We start from the raw sequence: 18,528 nt of genomic DNA on the forward strand, positions 1-18,528 counted from the left end.
GAACCTACGGCTTTACACATATATCACGTAGAATTGCTGAAAGAATGCAGCGCCACCAGAGAGGGAGCTTAGCAACGTGATGCTGACAGGGAAAACCGCGGTAATTACAGGATCGACATCAGGAATCGGCCTCGCCTATGCCAAGGCACTTGCAGCTGAAGGGGCGAACATCGTCATCAACGGCTTTGGAGACCCACAAGCGATTGAAACCGAACGAGCAGGAATTGAGAGCGAGTTCGGCGTCAAGTGCATCTACCATGGTGCGGATATGACTAAGCCGGCGGAAATCGAAGACATGATTGAGACCGCTGTCTCCACGTTCGACACGGCAGACATTCTAATCAATAACGCAGGCATCCAACATGTGGAGGCCATCGAGAGCTTTCCGGTCGAAAAATGGGATGCCATCATCGCCATCAACCTCTCCTCCGCATTCCACACAATGCGTGCAGCAGTTCCGCATATGAAGAAGAGAGGTTGGGGACGGATAATCAACACTGCATCCGCCCACGCGCTGGTCGCCTCGCCTTTCAAGTCAGCGTATGTCTCAGCAAAACATGGCATCGCAGGCCTGACCAAGACGGTAGCGTTGGAAGTGGCTGAGCACAAAATCACCGTCAACGCTATATGCCCGGGCTATGTTTGGACGCCGTTGGTTGAAGCGCAAATCCCTGAAACCATGAAGGCCCGTGGTTTGACAGAGGAACAGGTCAAAAAAGATGTGCTTCTGGCAGCTCAGCCAACGAAAGAGTTCGTTACAGTTGAACAAGTAGCTGGCGTGGCCCTGTTCCTGTGTACGGACGCTGCCTCCTCCATAACCGGGTCCATGATCCCGATTGATGGCGGCTGGACTGCTCAATAGCCCTCCTGACCCTTGAACATCTGCGAAGGAGTGCGCAGCATGGCACGAGAAAACCAGAAGAAAATTAAACTGGCTCTTCAAGGTGGAGGCGCCCACGGCGCCTTCACCTGGGGCGTCTTGGACTGGCTTCTGGAAAATGAAAAACTGCAGATCGAGGCGATTTCGGGTACCAGCGCTGGGGCTATGAACGCGGTCGTCTTGGCAGATGGCCTTGCCAAAGGCGGAGAAGACGGCGCGAGAGAGGCGCTACGGAACTTCTGGCAGTCTGTCAGTAAGGCCAGTCACATGAGCCCTTTTCAACGAAGTCCAATTGATGTTTTTTTCGGAAACTGGAGCCTGGACAACTCCGTGCCCTTCATGGCTTGGGATCTTGTCTCCCGCGTCGCCTCTCCCTATCAGCTCAATCCCTTAAACTACAATCCACTGCGGGAGTTGGTGGAAAGCCAGATCGATTTCGAGCGCGTGCGTCGCTGCGATCGCGTGGAAGTGTATGTGGCAGCCACAAACGTGCGCACCGGCAAAATCAAGATCTTCACCGATGGAGAACTCACCGCTGACGCGGTGCTTGCCTCCTCATGTCTACCAACCGTCTATCAGGCGGTAGAGATTGATGGCGAGGCCTATTGGGATGGCGGCTTCATGGGCAATCCCCCATTGTTTCCGTTGTTCAAGCGGTCGCCCACGACAGATGTGTTGCTCATTCAGATCAATCCAGTGGCACGCGCAGAATTGCCGAAAACAGCCCAAGAGATTGCCGAGCGGCTGAACGAGATCACGTTCAACTCAACCTTGCTCCGAGAGCTGCGCGCCATCGAATTCGTCTCCCGCCTGCTGGAGCAAGGAAAGCTGGATGCGAATCACTACACGAAAGTGTTTATGCACCGAATCGAAGCCACCCACGATCTACTCCCGTTCGGCTCCTCTTCAAAATTGAATCCTCAATGGGAATTCATAGAACTGCTGTTTGAGATTGGGCGCAACGCGGCCAAGAAGTGGAGCGCTGAGAACTATGAACACCTGGGAGAACGAAGCACATTGGATCTCGAGAAAGAATTCTCTTAAGGGTCTAAGGCAGAGCGCATCGCATTATGCAATTCACCACACTTTAACACCCTGTTAAATTAACCTCGATTTTGTTGTCCAAGCAGAAACTATGGCTACATCTGGGCCGCGTCACTGCGTTCACATCTGGCAAGCCTTTTGCAACCTGTGCGTCAGCTGATGTCAGGTAGTGCGTCTTCAGCCTCTAGTTTCAAAAAGAGCCTCTCGGCAAAAAGCCGGGAGGCTCTTTCATTTCGCCCCTCTCGACTGATCTCTTTCCAGTGGAAACCCTGGCATTCCGGTTTTTCCCTGACAGCGAAAAATCAGGTCTGCCAACCATTTGGAAAGGTTTGTTGAGTATCAAGGTGATGCTGACATTAGGTATTGCGTAGTCAGCACTTAGGTGGAAGTCACAGATGTTCGCGACCCTATCTGTGACTTCCACCTGAAGCTGCCATTACTTCATGGCCGCTGCGTCATCGCACATTCCCGCTTTAGTTGATGATGCCAGAGCGCACCCAATACTCCATAAAATTGAATATCAAAAAGTTTGTCCAATCCGTGTCCCGCAGGTGCACTGTGAGAAACAAGTGAAAGAAAATACGGTGGTTTAGATAGACTTGAAACCCTCATGTGATTTTATTGGCACCGTGCCCTGTGGTGCTGTAAAATTGACAGGCTACGGGCTCATATAAACTCGAAAGAAGTGCACACCCATGAAAGCTGCTGCTTGCGCCACGCTGTTTTTCCTGTGCGACCCATCCGGCCCAACATTGGTCGACGCTCAGGTAACGACTGTAGACATGTTGCTCGATACCGGAAAATGCATCGAGTGCGATCTACGGCTGGCTGATCTGCGCGAATTGAACCTAGAAAATGCAGACCTGCAGGGCAGCGTCTTTAGAGATGCCGATCTCAAAAATGCCGTTCTGATTTCCGCGAATTTTCAGGCTTCGGATTTAAGACGCGCAGAGCTGGAAAGAGCAGACCTCACCGGTGCGAACTTCGCAATCGCCCAGATGCGCGGCGTCGACATGGAGAAAGCCAACGTCAGCAACGCAGACTTTGGTGAAGCCGATATGCGTGATGCTGACCTGAACGGCGCCATGGGCGACAAGGCCAGCTTCAAGGGAACGGACCTGCGCAACGCCATGTTCATTCGGGCGTCTCTGCAAGGTGCAAACTTCACCAACTCCATGATGCGTGAAGCAAACATGCAGCGCGCCAATCTTGTGGGCGCCAACTTCACGAACGCCCGTATGAAAGGCTCTGATCTGGACCGGGTGAAGGCGCAAGGGGCGAACTTTGCCAATGCGAAGATGGAGAGCGTCAGCTTCGCAAGTGCCAACCTGACAGGCGCAAATTTTTCGGGAGCTGACCTGAGCGGTGCATTTTTCAGGAGAAGCCGCTTGATCGGCGCTAACTTTACAAACGCCCGAGGTTTGAACGACGCAACCTTCCTGCTGGCCTGCGGCGACGAAACCACTATCATCTCCGAGGACATCAAACTAAAGCCCTGCTCCGATCCCGAGTGATCAAAGCAGGGCTTTAAAAAAACAAATCTGCTCAGAGCTTCAATTCTTAGTCAAAGATATTGAAGTCGTAGCGATATGTTGCGCCGATCGCGACGGTGAACTGATCGTCGTCCAAGCTGATCGGGCTGTCTGCGGCATCACCAATCAAGCGATCCCAGCCGCCCTGAAGGTGCAATGACACATCCTCAGTTGCTTCATAGCTGACACGGGCAATGGCCCCTACGCTCTTGAAACCACCATCTGCGCTGTAGGCACCCACGACCGCACTGGATGTCGTGCTGAAGTAGGTCTCCATATAATCAGAGTCGGCAAAATCGACACGCGGACCGATCGCAAGTGTGAGCTTGTCCATCGGCTTTGTGATGTAGTCGATGCCAGCTCGGCCCACAATGCCGGTATGGCCATTGAAGCCGTGGCGAACTTCGGCAAACATCCGGAACGCATCATAGCGGAAACCGCCACCAAAGCCGATTTCACCAGCCCAGTCCACCTTCTTGGTCCCTGCAAGGCGCGCATCGTCTGAAGGCTCACGCTCACCAACAAAACCAAACGAAGGGTAGAAGAAAAGGCTCTGCGTACCGCCATCCTTAACCTGACCGAAGCCCGGCAAGTAAAAGCGGCTGAAGGCAAACAAAGGCAGCGGATAAACCACATAATCATCCGCGCCGTCGTATTTTGGCGTAATGACACCGGCCACACCGATATCAACTACATATTGTTTGCTGGCCTCGGTTGGCGTCAGGTCATCAACCAAGATGCCATCGTCAGCCAGAGCCTGCGCGCTCACGCCAGCCATCAGAGCGGCGGTCAACGCCACTTTGGCAAGAAGCTTCATGATAAATCCCACCTGTAGAATCTCTGCGGCAACTATATCCGCAAAACACCTGTAAGTTTTATGAAAAAGCAGATCTAAGGCCGAGTGTTGCGAATTTGCACGCCTGCAGCTGCATTTTCGCGTGCACCAGCTCTACATGATCCCCAATTTCAACTGGTGAAATTCTCGAAACAGCTTCTTTTCGGAGGTGGATAAGTGAAGTAATCGACCCGCGGCCGAATCTTTTGCAACATTTAAATGCATGATGCTTTCATTATTAAATCCAACGATCACCGAAGCGACTGTCCAAGACCTGCATTCTAACGCTGGCGCTGACACGCCAAACCGCCTATCTAAGGCGAAACGAAACCACCTGAGTCTTCTCAGGCATAATATCCGAGCACCCACTTATGTTTTTGAGCATCTTCGAGATCTTTAAAGTCGGCATTGGCCCCTCATCTTCCCACACCATGGGCCCCATGGTCGCCGCTGCCAAGTTTTTGGATGAACTGCGCGATGGCTCCAGAAGATGGCCAGGGGCAGGAGATGCTGCTGCTGTAAAGTGCATTCTTCACGGCTCCTTGGCGTGGACCGGAAAAGGCCATGCAACAGACAAGGCCGTGGTCCTTGGCTTGGCTGGCTGCACACCGGAGACACTGGATCCGGAAGAAACGGAAGCCATTGAAGCCTCCATTGCCGCTCACAAGCAAATCACACCAGAAGGTCTGCCTGCGCTAGCCTTCAATCCGGAAACAGATGTGGTGTTCGACTTCGAAGCGAACCTGCCGGGGCACGCCAACGGCATGGTGCTGGAGGCCTACGATGCTGCAGGAGCGCTTCACTTTCGTGAAATCTATTACTCCGTTGGGGGTGGCTTCGTTCTCACCCAAGACGAGCTGTCAGCGATGAAGGAAGGCAAAGCCACCCTCGCGACCAACGGCGAGCTCCCGCCGGTACCGTTCCCGTTTGCCTCAGCCAAACAAATGTTGGAGCTGGGCACCACCTCCGGCAAGTCCGTTGCAGAAATGAAGCTTGCCAACGAACAGGCCCGGCAGGCGGTAGATGATCTGGACGCGCAGCTTTGGCGCATTTGGTCTGTAATGGACAAGTGCATTGAACGCGGGCTGCAAACAGAGGGCATCCTGCCGGGAGGCCTTCAGGTAAAACGCCGCGCGGCTGCCATTTATCGCCAACTTCAGGAAGAACGCGGCCTGAACATGTCCATGCCCCATGTGGCCAATGATTGGCTCTCGGTTTATGCCATGGCGGTCAATGAGGAGAATGCTGCCGGTGGTCAGGTCGTAACAGCTCCAACCAACGGCGCTGCAGGTGTCATTCCGGCGACCATTAAATACTACAGAGACCACTGTCCGGGCAGCAATGATGAAGGAATTCGCACCTTCCTGCTGACCGCTGCAGCTATTGGCGGCATCATCAAGCACAACGCCTCAATTTCCGGCGCAGAAGTCGGCTGCCAGGGTGAGGTCGGCTCCGCAGCTGCCATGGCGGCAGCTGGCCTGTGCGCGGCTCTGGGTGGCACCAATGAGCAGATTGAAAATGCAGCTGAAATTGCTCTGGAACACCACCTCGGCATGACATGTGATCCGGCGAAGGGACTGGTGCAGGTACCGTGCATTGAACGCAATGGGCTTGGCGCCATCAAGGCCGTTTCCGCAGCATCACTGGCTCTACGCGGTGACGGCTCTCATTACATGCCGCTCGACAATTGCGTCGAAGCCATGCGCCAGACCGGCGAAGAGATGAACGACAAGTACAAGGAAACCAGCCTTGGCGGCTTGGCTGTGAACCTTCCAGAGTGCTGAACCACTTCTGAAACAACACTAGCTCGAGGGGCCTGCGATTTTACGCCCCTTGAGCATTTCCCGCTTGGTGCCAAACCCCTTGGCACGCTCTACCGCAAAGCCTGCCGCCTGCAGATTTCGCCGCACCCAGCCAGCAGCCGTGTACGTGGCAAAGGTGCCCTGCTCATTCGTCTGATCAAACACAGCTCGCAGTAGCTCTTCAGACCACAACTCCGGGTTCTTGGAGGGATTGAACCCATCCAGATACCAGGCATCTGCCGCTTTAGGCATGGTCTTGATCAGCTCATTGGCATCTCCCACGCCAAGACAAAGGGTCACGTCCTCAAGAGCAACCTCCATCCATCCTTGCTTGAGCTGCCAGTGACACAACACCTCTTCAGCAATGGGCATCAACTCTGGCCACGGCCGGATGGTCTTTCGAATCTCCTCCTCCGCCATGGGATAAAGCTCAAAGGAGATGAACGTGAGCGCAGGTCGCGTGTCCTTGGGCAGTCGGCGAAGGTGCAAGACAGTCTCATAGAAATTAAGGCCGCTGCCGAACCCCAGTTCTGCCACAACCAGGCTTGAAACCTGTGTCATCCGCTGCTCCAGACCATTGCCCTCAACAAACACATAGTTTGTCTCTTCACGACCTCCGGCCTTGGAGAAATAGGTATCGTCGAAACGTGACGAAAACGGCACATCCTCGTTGCGCCATTCCAATTCAGCTTTTTCTGTCATATGAACGGCCAATTCTCACTGTGTAAGCACAAGCATCTAAAGAACCGAGGCATGAATACATGAAAGCCTTTGATATCGCCATTGTAGGCGCTGGAATTTTCGGCCTGTCTGTCGCAAAAGCCGCCTGCGACCACGGCCTGAGTGTTGTCTTGATTGAAAAAAACACGGTTGCCAGCGGTGCCAGCCACGGCCTGCTTGGCGCTTTGATGCCGCACATTCCAAGCCAGTGGAATGACAAGAAACAGTTTCAATTCGAGGCCCTGAAGACCCTCTCGGATGGCATCGCCCAGCTTGAAGATGCCACCGGCCTGTCTACGGGTTACCGCCGCGTCGGGCGACTGATGCCACTTTATACTCAAGACAAGCTCGACCACGCCCTGCATCGGCAGGAGGAAAGCAAGACCCGCTGGGCAACAGCGGAAACCGGCTTCCGTTTTTCCGTCTTGGACGCGTCGCCTCACGCAGGCTGGCCAGCTGCCGCAGCAGCACCGCTTGGCTTCATCTGGGACACATTGGCAGCCCGTGCCAACCCGCGCCTGGTTTCGGCAGCGCTTAAAGCCTACCTCCAGCCGCGCATCACCTTGATGGAACACACCGAGTTCAAAAGCTTTGATGAAGCAACAGGCAAGCTGACGTTTTCAAGCGCCGAGCCCGTGAGCGCAGGCCATCTGGTTCTTTCAGCAGGGTATGAAGGGTTTGACCTCATTGAGGACCTCACAGGTCAGCACATCGGCGGCGGCGTAAAGGGCCAGTCCCTCTCCCTCAAGCTGGACCTGCCCCATGACTTGCCCGTGATTTATGACGACGGCATCTATGTCATTGCCCACGAAAACGGAAGTGTGGCCGTCGGCTCCACGTCAGAGCGGGAGTGGCAAGATACAAAGACAGAAGAAGACACGCTTCAGGGTATGCTGAACAAGGCCATTGCCTTCTGCCCTGTTTTGAAGGATGCGCCAATAATCAACCGATGGGCAGGCATACGCCCGAAGTGCAGAAAGCGCGACCCGCTTGTCGGTCAAATGCCGACTCATGAGAAAATCTGGATCGCAACAGGTGGATTCAAGATCTCTTATGGAATCGCGCACCGCATCGCCGACGCTCTGATGCAACAACTTGGCGTTACTTCCGCGAAAGATATTCACATCCCCCAGACTTTCCGGCCAGAAAGCCACTTTAAGTGGTAGTGATTAGTGCATAGCTGCCCTTGAGAAAACTAGTAGCACGGCTAAGTATCCCAGAATTCTGCCGTTTTTTAGGGTTTTTGCCCTCTGATATTCCACAGGGGGCCTCTAGCCAAAGCTGAAAGTTTGGACTATCTCTCTCCTTGTCAACAACAAAGAAAGGGAAACAAAAAATGAAATCTCTTCGTTGGTTACAGATTGTAGTTCCTGCAATTGCCGCATTGGCACTCCCCCTTCTACTTGCTCCTGCCTCACAGGCGCATAGTCAAGATGTAGTAAAAGAAAAGCCAGCTATTACCTGGTACGCATCTCTTCGTGCGGACGCTTGGAAATAAACTGGAGATCTGTTGCAAAAACCGGAAGCCTCATCCCTTCAGGATTTTTCAACAGTTGCACTAATCCTCTGCGACACCCCAAAATTGCCGCAGTTGGGAACTAATAAAAAAATCACAAAAACACATCTATAAAGACCTCTATATGTCTCTCCGTTGGTTCAAATTTGCTGTGCCAGCAATTATTGCTGGCACGCTTGCCTTGGCTTCCGTGCATACACTCGGAAAGCCGCAGGAGGACGCACGCGCACACGACGCTGTTGACACCCTTCTGCAGACCATTCGCGCAGAAGACAAACAGCAGCGTCCGACCCGCCTGATCGAGGCGGAAGTATTTCAGCACACACAGCTGGGCGCGCCATCAACAGTTTCACGTGGCCCCATTCAAGTGTTGGGTGAGGTGTTCTCACCCAACACGGCCACGAGCTGTTCAACATGGTCTCCAGAGAGCTGGTCTCTCTCACAGTTTACTTTCTGCTGAAGCGCGCACATCGTTTAGCGGCTGCGAAATCTGTCAGGGCACGCGCTCGGCTTGCTCAGCGCCCGCTGAACACCAGCTGCCAAGCGAATAACCCAAGGCATTTCAACGCAATTTAAAGGCAAAAGGCCCATGCTCGCTCTTGCAGCAGTGGTTTTTCGCAGCTACATCAGACCAAGGGCCGTTGTCATTGGCTGAGAGTGGGCGATGGCGGCAAGCACAATACACCTGCCTATTAGTATTCGGAGACCTGGCAATCCATGTTGGCTATTCTTGACGTCCTTATGCTCATCCTTAACCTGTACACATGGGTTATCATCGCGAGCGCAATCTTTTCATGGCTTTACGCTTTTAACATCGTCAACCCAAGCAACCAGTTTGTCTCCATGATTGGACAGATGCTCTACAATCTGACAGAGCCTCTTCTGCGGCCGATACGCCGCCTCCTGCCAAGCATGGGCGGACTGGACCTGTCGCCGATCGTCCTGCTGATCGGGATCTTCTTCCTGCAGAACGTGATCGTGCGCTACGTCTATCCAAACGTATTTTAAGTCCCTTGGCACCCAAAGACCTCCCTTGGACGCCGACTGACGGCGGGCTTTTCATAAAGGTCCGCCTCACACCAAAATCCTCCAAGGACGCGGTAGAAGGGTTTCTCCAGCAATCAGATGGCAAGGTGTTTTTGGCTGCTAAGGTGCGCGCAGTCCCTGAAAAGGGGGCCGCCAACAAAGCACTTGAGCAGCTTTTGGCCAAGAGCCTGAAAACACCCAAGTCATTTGTGCATGTTGAAGCGGGAACAACATCTCGATTCAAGACGTTGAGGGTCGAGGGCGATGCCGGGGAGATAGAAGCCGCATTGAAACGGCTTCTGAAACTCTAGCTTAATCTTCCAGATTGCGCGCTTCTTCAGCCAACATCACCGGAATGCCATCTCGGATGGGATAAGCGAGCTTTGCTGCCCGGGAAATCAGCTCCTGCTTCTCCTCGTCATATTCGAGCGTGGTCTTGCTGACCGGACAAACGAGCAATTCGAGCAGACGGCGATCAAGTTTGTGAGCAGTTTTCTCAGTCATAGCTTCTTTTCAATTCTCTGGAACAAAGACCAAGGCCCACCCTACTGGATGGACGGACCCTGCCCTGGGTTATCCCTCGCCAGCTCCATCTCCGCCAGCGCAATCAGAGTATCGGCCCGCACTTTCAACGAGTCCGCTTCCAGAAGCGCCTGCTTTTCCTTGGGCCCATAAGGGCTCATCATGGAAAGGGCGTTGATCAAAACCTCGGTCGACGCTGTGTTTACGCTTTCCCAATCCGCTTCCAGCTCGTTCACATCCAGATAAGTTTGCAACGCGCTCAGCACGCTTTCCCGGTCAACGTCTTCCTCCCCCACGCCGGGCGTGAGGTCTTCCAGAAACCGGGTCGCGTCAATGGCACCGCGGCGGAAAGGTGCACGATCTTCAACCTCGCCGAGCAGATCAAAGCGCGTCACGCCAGACAGCGTTACGAGATAGCGCCCGTCCCCGCTCTCCTGAAACGACGTAATCCTGCCGAGGCATCCGACACTACACAGCGGCGGGCGCGGATTTGGGTCCTCTTCATCGATACCCAAATCCGGCTGAATCATGCCGATCACCCGATCTGTGCGCATGGCAGCGTCGATCATCGCAATGTAGCGCGGCTCGAAGATATTGAGTGGAATATGTGAGCGAGGCAGCAGCAATGCGCCCTGCAACGGAAACAGGGGAACAACCTTCGGAACATCCTCTATCGAAGCGTAGGTTGCATTGCCAACTGTCATTTCATCACTTTCCATGGACTGTCTGATGAGGCTTCTACGTTTAAGCAAAGAGTATGGATGACAGCTTGCGTCGACCGTACGTTGCAGCCGGATCCTTGAAGCCCCAAGCCTCAAAGAACTGAAGCAACTGCTGACGAGCGCCATCCTCATTCCATTCACGATCACGCCGCATGATCTCGATCAGCTGATCCACTGCTTCCTGCTTCTCACCCCGCGCATTGAGACCAATGGCATAGTCGAAACGCGCCTGATGGTCAGCGGGGTTGGCTTCAATGCGTGCGCGCAGGTCCGCCAGATCATCCACCTGACCGGCCTGTTCTGCTAGCTCAATGGCCTTGAGCGCAGCAAGGTAGTCTTGATCATCACGCTTGTCTTCCGGCGTCATCTCCAGAGTCTGCTTGGCGCGGTCCAGTTCGTCTGCCGCAACAAAGCACTGGGTCAAACCAGCAATAGCCTTTACGTTGTCGCTGTCCATGGACAGAACACCCGCGTAGGCCTGAGCCGCTTGAGTCACATCACCAGCGGCACGGGCAGCCTCAGCCTGTTCCAGCATAACCTGCGTATCGCTTGGGCCAATCTTCACACCAAGTCGCTCAATGAAGGATTTGATCTGGCTTTCCGGCTGCGCGCCCATGAAAGCGTCGACAGGCTGACCTTGCTTGAAGGCAACAACTGCCGGAATTGACTGGATGCCCATCTGCCCGGCGATTTCCGGAAACTCTTCGATGTTCATCTTAACCAGCTTCACCGCCCCGCCAGCTTCGGTAACAACGGATTCCAACACGGGGGTAAGCTGCTTGCATGGGCCGCACCATGGTGCCCAGAAGTCCACCAGAACAGGTGTCTGCATGGATGCCTCCATGACATCCTGCATGAAGGTCTGCGTCGTCGTGTCTTTGATCAGGTCGCCTGCTGCTGCGGAAGCAGGCGCTGAGCCCGAGCTTGCCGCGCCGGTGTCATAACCGCCGCCATAACCACCTGACATTGCACCGCCAAAGCTGCCGCTCACTGAGTATCCGGATCCACTCATGTTGCACTGATCCCTTGTTCTTTTGCCACACACTCTGCGGCTGAAATCGATTGGTCGTTAAGGCCTAACATGGCGTCTTGGCGCCTGAAATACAATCATTCGCCCGTATGAGGCCTATTCGATATCTTGGGACTGTTCCGAAACCTTTAGAATTCGCGGTTCATGACCACAAGCTCTGGCAAATTTCATCAAGTCCTCGGCTTTGATTGATGTTGTCGCCGTATTCTTCAGCGGATGGTAGTTCAAGAGTTCATGACCCATCATGTGAGCATCAAAGATCACAGAAACGCGTTGGTTCCCCCGGTCATTGATCAGCGAGAACGGCGTCACGGATCCCGGCTCAACACCAAGTACTTCCATAAGTAGCTCAGGCTTGCCGAAAGACACGCGCCCAGATGCACCGATTAGCGGGCCGACCGCCTTGAGGTCAATCCGCGCGCTCTGCTCCGCCACAATTAGGAACAGGTTTCCTTTCTTGTCCTTCAAGAACAGATTCTTGGTGTGCCCACCTGGAAGGTGGTCCAAGACCTCATCGGACTCAGCAACGGTGAAGACAGCTTTGTGCTCCACTGTGGATGTCTCGATCCCCAGTTCATCGAAAAAGGCCATCAGCTCTTCACGTGTCGCAGCCATTCAGCTCTCCCGCCCTATAAAAAGAAACCCTGATCAATCAGCGGATGTTTTTAGCTTGAAACAACCGCAAGAAGCAAGAATTCTCCTTATAAAACAGATATTTTGGCCGACCAACGTTGCATGGTGCTGGCAAATAAAATCCACAGGAGTTGCAAAAGAAATCACGAGAATGAAAATTCCTTATTGCATTCGTCAGAAGCTTTTGCCATATAACGCCCACCTCACCGACGGGCTCCACACCGGGGCTCTTCGAAACGGAATGCGGGCGTAGCTCAGGGGTAGAGCGCAACCTTGCCAAGGTTGATGTCGTGAGTTCGAATCTCATCGCCCGCTCCAATTTCTCATCACCCGTGAGAAATCTGGTGATACCCACACCAGTTTCGGTGAGACGCATTGGAAAATGCGGGCGTAGCTCAGGGGTAGAGCGCAACCTTGCCAAGGTTGATGTCGTGAGTTCGAATCTCATCGCCCGCTCCAATACCCTTAATTTCCCTTCCTTAAAAGTTGACGTGGTCCTGCGCTTTGGGCGTTTGGTTCTCCTATGGTTTTCTGCATCGCACTTTCGTGCTGACAGCTGGATCCTTCATGCAAAATTTCTTCGTTATTTCAGGCTGTTCCGGCGGAGGGAAGTCTACGATTCTGTCTGCTCTGGATCGCCAAGGACACGCGACCATCTGCGAGCCGGGACGCAGAGTTGTGAAAGATCAAGTGCAAAGCGGCGGCACCGCTCTGCCTTGGATCGATCTCGCGGCTTTTGCAAGAGAGGCCATGGCTTGCTGCTTAAAAGATCACTCGGCAGCTGCTCGACTGAGCGGTCCGGTGTTCTTTGACCGTTCTCTGATTGATGCGGTTGCCGCGTTTGAACACGCCACCGGGTCAACGGAATATCGCGCACACGCTCACATGTATCGCTATGCGCAGACAGTGTTTCTCGCCCCGCCTTGGCCTGAAATCTACATAACCGACGCTGAGCGCAGGCATAGCTTGGAAGACGCCAAAGCTGAATTCGCCCGCCTCGAACGTGCCTATCAAGCGCTCGGTTACAACACGGTCCTTTTACCCAAGGTCCCTGTTGCCGCGCGCGTGAATTTTATTCTCAGCCGTGTCTAGCGGTGCGGGGCAAGGTTTCCATCTCGGTATGGTCGCCTGATCCGATGCCTTCAACGGAAAGCCATGGCGGAAACGGGGTGTCACTGGCAGAAATGACCGGCAAAAACCGATCCTGAAACCGATGAGACCGCGCATAAAGAGGAATGAGCGTGCGCCGAACAAATTTCGCCCAAAAACGCTCCGAGGCCATGAGCCGCGTGGAAGGATCCACGCTTTCAATGACCTGATGAGCGACGGGCCGTCTGTCCTCCGTGTACTCATCCGTGCGCCCCGTGCTGATCTGCCAGGCAAGCCAAGCGGCATCTTCAATGCCCATGTTCATGCCGCGCCCACCAAAAGGCGAGTGGATATGCGCTGCATCGCCCACAAGGAACACGGAGCCGCTTTGATAACTGTCCACCAAACGATGGGAAATCTTGAAGGTGCTGTGCCAGTGAACCTCTGCAATGCGCAGCATTTCGGGGACATGTTCAAGAATATCCGCCTGATCCGACATGAGCCGGACCCGTTTGCCTCCAAGCGGGAACAAAGCGAACAGCACGGGAGCGCGGTCAAAAACGCTGATGCCATCCAGCGGCAGATCCGTCTCCACTTCCACATCGGCAAGGCCCCACTCGTTTTCGTAGGCGGAGCCCTTGAAAGACTGGCCGATCATGTGGCGTGTCGGCGAATGTGCCCCATCTGCTCCAATGACCACATCCGGCGAGACATGCTGGTCCGAGCCATCCGGCAGCGTCAAGACGACTTGAGATCGCCCACCGATCTGGTGCAATGATTTCAGCGTGGTGCCGCGCTCAATAGTGCCGCCATAGTCCTGAAGAGTTTCAGCAAGGACCTCCTCCGTTTCTGTCTGCGGCAAGATAAGCATGAAGTCATAGGGCGCAGGCAGCTGACCGAGGTCAATCTTGACCAGCTCTCCTTCTGGCCCGAACAGGCGGGCAGTCCGGATCTTGTTTCCGCGCCGGACAAGAGCGTCTCGCGCCCCACACGGACCAAGGATCTTCAACGTCCGCGGATTGATGGCAAGCGCTCTCGAATAAGGGCTCGGCTCTGGCAGTTGATCAATGATGCGCGGGCGATAGCCACGTCGATACAGTTCAATGGCGGCAGTCAATCCAGAAGGCCCCGCGCCCACGATCAAGATGTCATTTGGCATCAATCCAACCTTTTCATGCCCATAGTCCCCGAAAGACTATTCGACGAGCCGTGAAAGTTTGGTATGCACTTTGAAACCATGCCTCCTTTAAATCAACTGGATAAGAAGTAAGGGGCTTCTCAATTACGGGCACCTGAGCCCTTGTTGGGTCCGGCTTGATGACCAGACCGGCACGGTAGACTGTCGAAAGACACTGATCTTGAAAGCTAAGAAGAGAGACAATGACGACTTCGCAAAACTGTCCCTGCCATTCAGGTGAAGCCTATGCAAAATGCTGCCAGCCTTTCATTGAAGGGACAGCGGAACCGGAGAAAGCCATAGACTTGATGCGCGCCCGGTACACGGCGTACACGCAAAAGAACGTGAAGTTCATTCGCGATACCCTGTGGCCACCGCTTCAGAAAACCATGAACGAGATGGAAGTGCGTGAATGGGCCAATGAGACCCACTGGCTTACCCTCGACGTTCTGGATGCAGCCAAGGGCAGCCCGCAGGACAAGGAAGGCCTGGTGCTGTTCAAGGCCAAGTTCCTTGCCCGTGGCCAGATGTACGAACACAAGGAACTCAGCCTGTTCCGCAAGAAGAAGGACCGCTGGTTCTACGTTGAGCCACTTCCACTGCCAAACGGCGTTTAAGATGCCTAATGGAAGTTGCGCCCCTTCGGCATGACCCGTTGAGCCGTGCGGGAGAGGTTTTCGTAATCCTGCGCAACTTCCGGCACTTCCTGAATGAGCTGCGCCAATCCACGCTTTGGGCGGATCTTTGGCGCAAGCTCCTGCACCGGTCGCTTGACCTCATCTGCATGGGCAAGCGCCGCATCCTCCAGCCCTTGGGCGGACAGATGGGACAGCAGACCACTGGCATCTTCAAGTTTTTCCGCAACCACGTGAATGACCCCCTCTGCGTTTTGCAGATGGCCAGAGACCTTCACAAAACGGGCACCCAGCACGATGGGTCGGTATTTTTCAAAGCATTTTGGCCAGATGATCACATTGGCCACGGCGGTTTCATCCTCAAGGGTCATGAATATCACGCCCTTGGCTGACCCGGGCCGCTGACGCACAAGCACCAGACCCGAAACGGTAACCCGCCGCCCTGATGGCAGGTTCACAAGATCCGCCGCCCGCGTGACACGCATGCGCTGCAAAGCGGGACGCACAAACGAAACGGGATGCGCCTTCAAAGACAACGACAGGCTCTGATAATCCAGCACCACGTGCTCTCCAAGGTGCATGGGCGGCAGATTCACGTCCGGCTCTGGACGCAGATTATCTAGATCGGCCCGGTCAAACAGCGGCAACCGCTCTGCGGCCCCGCCCTGCTCAAGCCCTTGAGCCGCCCACAAGGCCGTGCGCCGGTCCAACCCCAAGGAGCGAAAGGCATCCGCTTCCGCAAGTCGCGCAATCACCGCGCGCGGCAGTCCGGTGCGCAGCCACAGATCACGCACCGAATCATACCCTCTGCCACGCCGGGCAACGAGCCGCGCCATATCTTCCTGACGAACACCCTTGATCATGCGAAACCCCAACCGCACCGCCCGGTCTGAGTATACAGTCTCAGCCATCTCCCGATGACGATAATGCAGCTTGTTGCGGGCCGGACTGCCCGGTTCCAGAATGGTTTCCCACTCGGACATGTTCACGTCTACCTCGCGCACCTCAACGCCATGCTCTCTGGCATCGCGCACCAACTGCGCTGGTGCATAAAAGCCCATGGGCTGGGAGTTGAGAAGCGCCGCACAAAACACATCCGGATAGCGCGCCTTGATCCAGGCAGACGCGTAAACCAGCAGCGCAAAGCTGGCCGCATGGCTCTCTGGAAAACCATATTCCCCAAACCCTTCAATCTGCTTGAAGCAGCGTTCAGCAAAGTCCGCTTCATAGCCGCGGGCCACCATGCCCTCCACCATCTTGCGCTGGAAGGTGCCAATGGTCCCAACCCGGCGGAACGTGGCCATGGCGCGGCGCAAGCGGTCCGCCTCCGCAGGCTCAAATCCAGCTGCCACAATGGCAATCTTCATGGCTTGCTCCTGAAACAGAGGCACGCCCAATGTTTTGCCCAGCACCTCGCGCAACTCTTCCTTGGGGAAATTCACTTGCTCAAGCCCCTGACGCCGACGCAGGTAAGGGTGTACCATGTCGCCCTGAATGGGACCCGGGCGTACAATGGCGACCTCAATCACCAAATCGTAGAAGGTGCGCGGTTTCATGCGCGGCAGCATGCTCATCTGTGCCCGGCTCTCGATCTGGAACACGCCAAGAGTGTCAGCCCGCGATATCATGTCATAGACTTGGCTCTCCTCCGCCGGAATGCTGGCGATAGAATGGGTGACGCCATAATCTTCCTTGAGCATGACCAACGCTCGGCGAATGGCCGACAACATGCCAAGTGCCAGAATGTCGATCTTCAAAATGCCAAGAGCGTCCAGATCATCCTTGTCCCATTCGATTACCGTGCGATCTGCCATGGCGGCGTTTTGAATAGGCACCACATCATCAAGCCGCCCCCGCGTGATGACAAAGCCTCCCACATGCTGCGACAGATGGCGAGGAAAGCCGATGAGCTCGTGGGCCAGCTTCAAGACCTGTGCCATGACGGCTTGCTCCGGATCCAGTCCGGCATCTCGGATCTGCCCCGGCGTGCCACCCCGGTCGGATCGTCCCCAGATGGTGCCGCTGAGGGCGTTCATCGCGTCCTCTGAAAAGCCAAAGACCTTGGCCACCTCCCGCAAGGCAGAGCGGGAGCGATAGCAAATCACCGTGGCGGCGAGCCCGGCCCGTTCCCGCCCGTACTTCTCATAGATGTACTGGATCACCTCTTCGCGGCGCTCGTGTTCAAAGTCCACGTCAATGTCCGGCGGCTCCTTGCGCTCAGGCGAAATGAACCGCTCAAACAACAAATCTGCGCGATCAGGGTCCACCTCCGTGATGCCAAGGCAAAAGCAGATCGACGAATTTGCCGCCGAGCCGCGCCCTTGACACAGGATGCCTCGGGACCGGGCAAAACGCACGATGTCATAGACCGTCAGGAAGTACGGCGCGTATTGCAGCGCCTCCACCAGCTCCAGCTCGCGCGCCACCGTAGCCCGCACCTTGTCCGGCACCCCGGCCGGATAGCGCCGCTGCATGCCCTCCTCGGCAAGGCGTGACAGCTCCTCCTGCGGCGGCAAGCCTGACGCGAAGGTTTCATCCGGATAGGTGTAGGCCAGCTCATCCAGCGAGAAGGTGATTTCGTCTGCCACGCGCAGGCTTTCAGACACGGCGCTCGGGCAATCCTGAAACAAGTCCAGCATGGGGCCATAGGGTTTCAGGTGCCGCTCTGCATTGGCTTCCAGCAGGCGGCCTGCGGTCTCCAGCGTCTTGTGAAGGCGAATGCAAGAAATGACATCCTGAAGGGGGCGGCGCTCCGGCCTGTGATAGAGAACATCATTGGTAGCTAGCAGCGCCACTTCCTGCCGGGCACCAATTTCCTGAAGACGCCCCAACCAACGTCTATCGCTACCATGATAAAGGAACCGGGCCGCGAGCCGGACCCGAGCTCCAAACGCGTCCGTCAAACGCCCCAGCACGCGGCAAAGCGCAGCTTCATCTGCCTGGCGTGGCAGCGCCAGCGGCACCGGCGCCATGACAAGCCCCTCACCCCACCCCATCAGGTCTTCAAGGTGCAGATGACACTCGCCCTTCGGCGCACGGCGATTGCCGATGGTGAGAAGGCGAGACAGCCGCTGATAAGCCTCAATATCCGTAGGCCAGACAAGAATGTCCGGCGTGCCATCCAAAAAAACAAGTCGGCATCCCACCAGCGTGCGAATGCCCGCTTCCTTTGCGGCGGTATGCACGCGCACCACGCCAGCCAAAGTGTTGCGATCCGTCACACCGAGCGCCGGCATGCCAAGTTCGCCAGCGGTAAACGCCAGTTCCTCCGGGTGTGAAGCCCCATGCAGAAAAGAAAAGTTTGTGGCACAGCCCAACTCGACAAAGGACTGGCGCAAGAGATGTCCACTCATCCGCGCCTCCCC

General features: G+C 55.3%; 18 protein-coding genes and 2 tRNA genes. 12 read left to right on the forward strand and 8 right to left on the reverse strand.

The features are described 5' to 3' along the window. Nucleotides 1-79: 79 nt before the first annotated feature. The 3 genes from Q3Y58_RS15175 (at nt 80) to Q3Y58_RS15185 (ending at nt 3,438) form a co-directional block, all read left to right on the forward strand. Nucleotides 80-862: a 3-hydroxybutyrate dehydrogenase gene (locus Q3Y58_RS15175; RefSeq protein ID WP_319622813.1), complete on the forward strand. Its 783-nt coding sequence runs from the start codon at nt 80-82 to the stop codon at nt 860-862. 39 nt (nt 863-901) lie between these two features. After that, nucleotides 902-1,924, forward strand: coding sequence for a patatin-like phospholipase family protein (locus Q3Y58_RS15180; RefSeq protein ID WP_319622814.1), 1,023 nt, complete (start codon nt 902-904; stop codon nt 1,922-1,924). A gap of 695 nt (nt 1,925-2,619) precedes the next feature. After that, nucleotides 2,620-3,438 carry a pentapeptide repeat-containing protein gene (locus tag Q3Y58_RS15185; protein ID WP_274217497.1) on the forward strand — a complete coding sequence of 273 codons (819 nt, stop codon included), beginning with the start codon at nt 2,620-2,622 and terminating at the stop codon, nt 3,436-3,438. 46 nt (nt 3,439-3,484) lie between these two features. On the opposite strand, the gene Q3Y58_RS15190 is transcribed toward Q3Y58_RS15185, so the two are convergent. Next, on the reverse strand, nt 3,485-4,273 hold the full coding sequence (locus Q3Y58_RS15190; protein WP_319622815.1) for a MipA/OmpV family protein: 789 nt from the start codon (nt 4,271-4,273) through the stop codon (nt 3,485-3,487). 389 nt (nt 4,274-4,662) lie between these two features. On the opposite strand from Q3Y58_RS15190, the gene Q3Y58_RS15195 reads away from it, so the two are divergent. Next, on the forward strand, nt 4,663-6,075 hold the full coding sequence (locus Q3Y58_RS15195) for an L-serine ammonia-lyase (RefSeq protein ID WP_274217499.1): 1,413 nt from the start codon (nt 4,663-4,665) through the stop codon (nt 6,073-6,075). 18 nt (nt 6,076-6,093) lie between these two features. On the opposite strand, the gene mnmC2 is transcribed toward Q3Y58_RS15195, so the two are convergent. After that, a complete protein-coding gene (mnmC2, locus tag Q3Y58_RS15200) occupies nt 6,094-6,795 on the reverse strand; it encodes a tRNA (5-methylaminomethyl-2-thiouridine)(34)-methyltransferase MnmC2 (protein WP_319622816.1) in 702 nt (233 codons plus the stop codon). Between the two features lie 59 nt (nt 6,796-6,854). Between mnmC2 and Q3Y58_RS15205 the strand changes: the two genes are divergently transcribed. The 4 genes from Q3Y58_RS15205 to Q3Y58_RS15220 all read left to right on the forward strand — a co-directional run bounded on the left by Q3Y58_RS15205 (nt 6,855) and on the right by Q3Y58_RS15220 (nt 9,666). Further along, nucleotides 6,855-7,979, forward strand: a complete 1,125-nt coding sequence (locus tag Q3Y58_RS15205) for an NAD(P)/FAD-dependent oxidoreductase (protein WP_319622817.1) — start codon at nt 6,855-6,857, stop codon at nt 7,977-7,979. Nucleotides 7,980-8,453: 474 nt separating this feature from the next. Beyond that, the gene (locus Q3Y58_RS15210) at nt 8,454-8,789 is read left to right on the forward strand and encodes a hypothetical protein (RefSeq protein ID WP_319622818.1); all 336 of its coding nucleotides are present in this window, start codon (nt 8,454-8,456) and stop codon (nt 8,787-8,789) included. 257 nt (nt 8,790-9,046) lie between these two features. Beyond that, nucleotides 9,047-9,337, forward strand: coding sequence for a YggT family protein (locus Q3Y58_RS15215; RefSeq protein WP_274217503.1), 291 nt, complete (start codon nt 9,047-9,049; stop codon nt 9,335-9,337). Nucleotides 9,338-9,342: 5 nt separating this feature from the next. Beyond that, entirely contained in the window at nt 9,343-9,666 is a 324-nt protein-coding gene (locus Q3Y58_RS15220; protein ID WP_319622819.1) for a DUF167 family protein, read from the forward strand. A 1-nt stretch (nt 9,667) separates the two neighbouring features. On the opposite strand, the gene Q3Y58_RS15225 is transcribed toward Q3Y58_RS15220, so the two are convergent. The 4 genes from Q3Y58_RS15225 to Q3Y58_RS15240 all read right to left on the reverse strand — a co-directional run bounded on the left by Q3Y58_RS15225 (nt 9,668) and on the right by Q3Y58_RS15240 (nt 12,244). Then, complete coding sequence (locus Q3Y58_RS15225) at nt 9,668-9,859, reverse strand: Trm112 family protein (protein WP_274217505.1); 192 nt, start codon at nt 9,857-9,859, stop codon at nt 9,668-9,670. A 41-nt stretch (nt 9,860-9,900) separates the two neighbouring features. After that, complete coding sequence (locus Q3Y58_RS15230) at nt 9,901-10,581, reverse strand: LON peptidase substrate-binding domain-containing protein (protein WP_319622820.1); 681 nt, start codon at nt 10,579-10,581, stop codon at nt 9,901-9,903. Between the two features lie 40 nt (nt 10,582-10,621). Next, entirely contained in the window at nt 10,622-11,611 is a 990-nt protein-coding gene (gene trxA / locus Q3Y58_RS15235; protein ID WP_319622821.1) for a thioredoxin, read from the reverse strand. A gap of 114 nt (nt 11,612-11,725) precedes the next feature. Continuing rightward, nucleotides 11,726-12,244, reverse strand: a complete 519-nt coding sequence (locus tag Q3Y58_RS15240) for a prolyl-tRNA synthetase associated domain-containing protein (RefSeq protein ID WP_274217508.1) — start codon at nt 12,242-12,244, stop codon at nt 11,726-11,728. Nucleotides 12,245-12,505: 261 nt separating this feature from the next. On the opposite strand from Q3Y58_RS15240, the gene Q3Y58_RS15245 reads away from it, so the two are divergent. From Q3Y58_RS15245 to Q3Y58_RS15255, 3 genes are all read left to right on the forward strand, one after another. Continuing rightward, nucleotides 12,506-12,580, forward strand: a tRNA-Gly gene (locus Q3Y58_RS15245). A 66-nt stretch (nt 12,581-12,646) separates the two neighbouring features. Then, nucleotides 12,647-12,721 (forward strand) — tRNA-Gly (locus tag Q3Y58_RS15250). Between the two features lie 108 nt (nt 12,722-12,829). After that, entirely contained in the window at nt 12,830-13,354 is a 525-nt protein-coding gene (locus tag Q3Y58_RS15255; protein WP_319622822.1) for an AAA family ATPase, read from the forward strand. Here Q3Y58_RS15255 and Q3Y58_RS15260 read toward each other — a convergent pair. Beyond that, complete coding sequence (locus Q3Y58_RS15260; RefSeq protein WP_319622823.1) at nt 13,341-14,510, reverse strand: FAD-dependent oxidoreductase; 1,170 nt, start codon at nt 14,508-14,510, stop codon at nt 13,341-13,343. The genes Q3Y58_RS15255 and Q3Y58_RS15260 overlap by 14 nt on opposite strands. Before the next feature lie 221 nt (nt 14,511-14,731). On the opposite strand from Q3Y58_RS15260, the gene Q3Y58_RS15265 reads away from it, so the two are divergent. Beyond that, nucleotides 14,732-15,145: a YchJ family protein gene (locus tag Q3Y58_RS15265; protein WP_274217511.1), complete on the forward strand. Its 414-nt coding sequence runs from the start codon at nt 14,732-14,734 to the stop codon at nt 15,143-15,145. A 5-nt stretch (nt 15,146-15,150) separates the two neighbouring features. On the opposite strand, the gene Q3Y58_RS15270 is transcribed toward Q3Y58_RS15265, so the two are convergent. Further along, nucleotides 15,151-18,516 (reverse strand): error-prone DNA polymerase, encoded by a 3,366-nt coding sequence (locus Q3Y58_RS15270; protein ID WP_319622824.1) that lies wholly within the window; start codon nt 18,514-18,516, stop codon nt 15,151-15,153. Between the last annotated feature and the right edge of the window lie 12 nt (nt 18,517-18,528).

The organism is Nesiotobacter zosterae (assembly GCF_033843645.1).
In the GTDB taxonomy this organism is placed as follows: Bacteria; Pseudomonadota; Alphaproteobacteria; order Rhizobiales; family Stappiaceae; genus Pseudovibrio; species Pseudovibrio zosterae.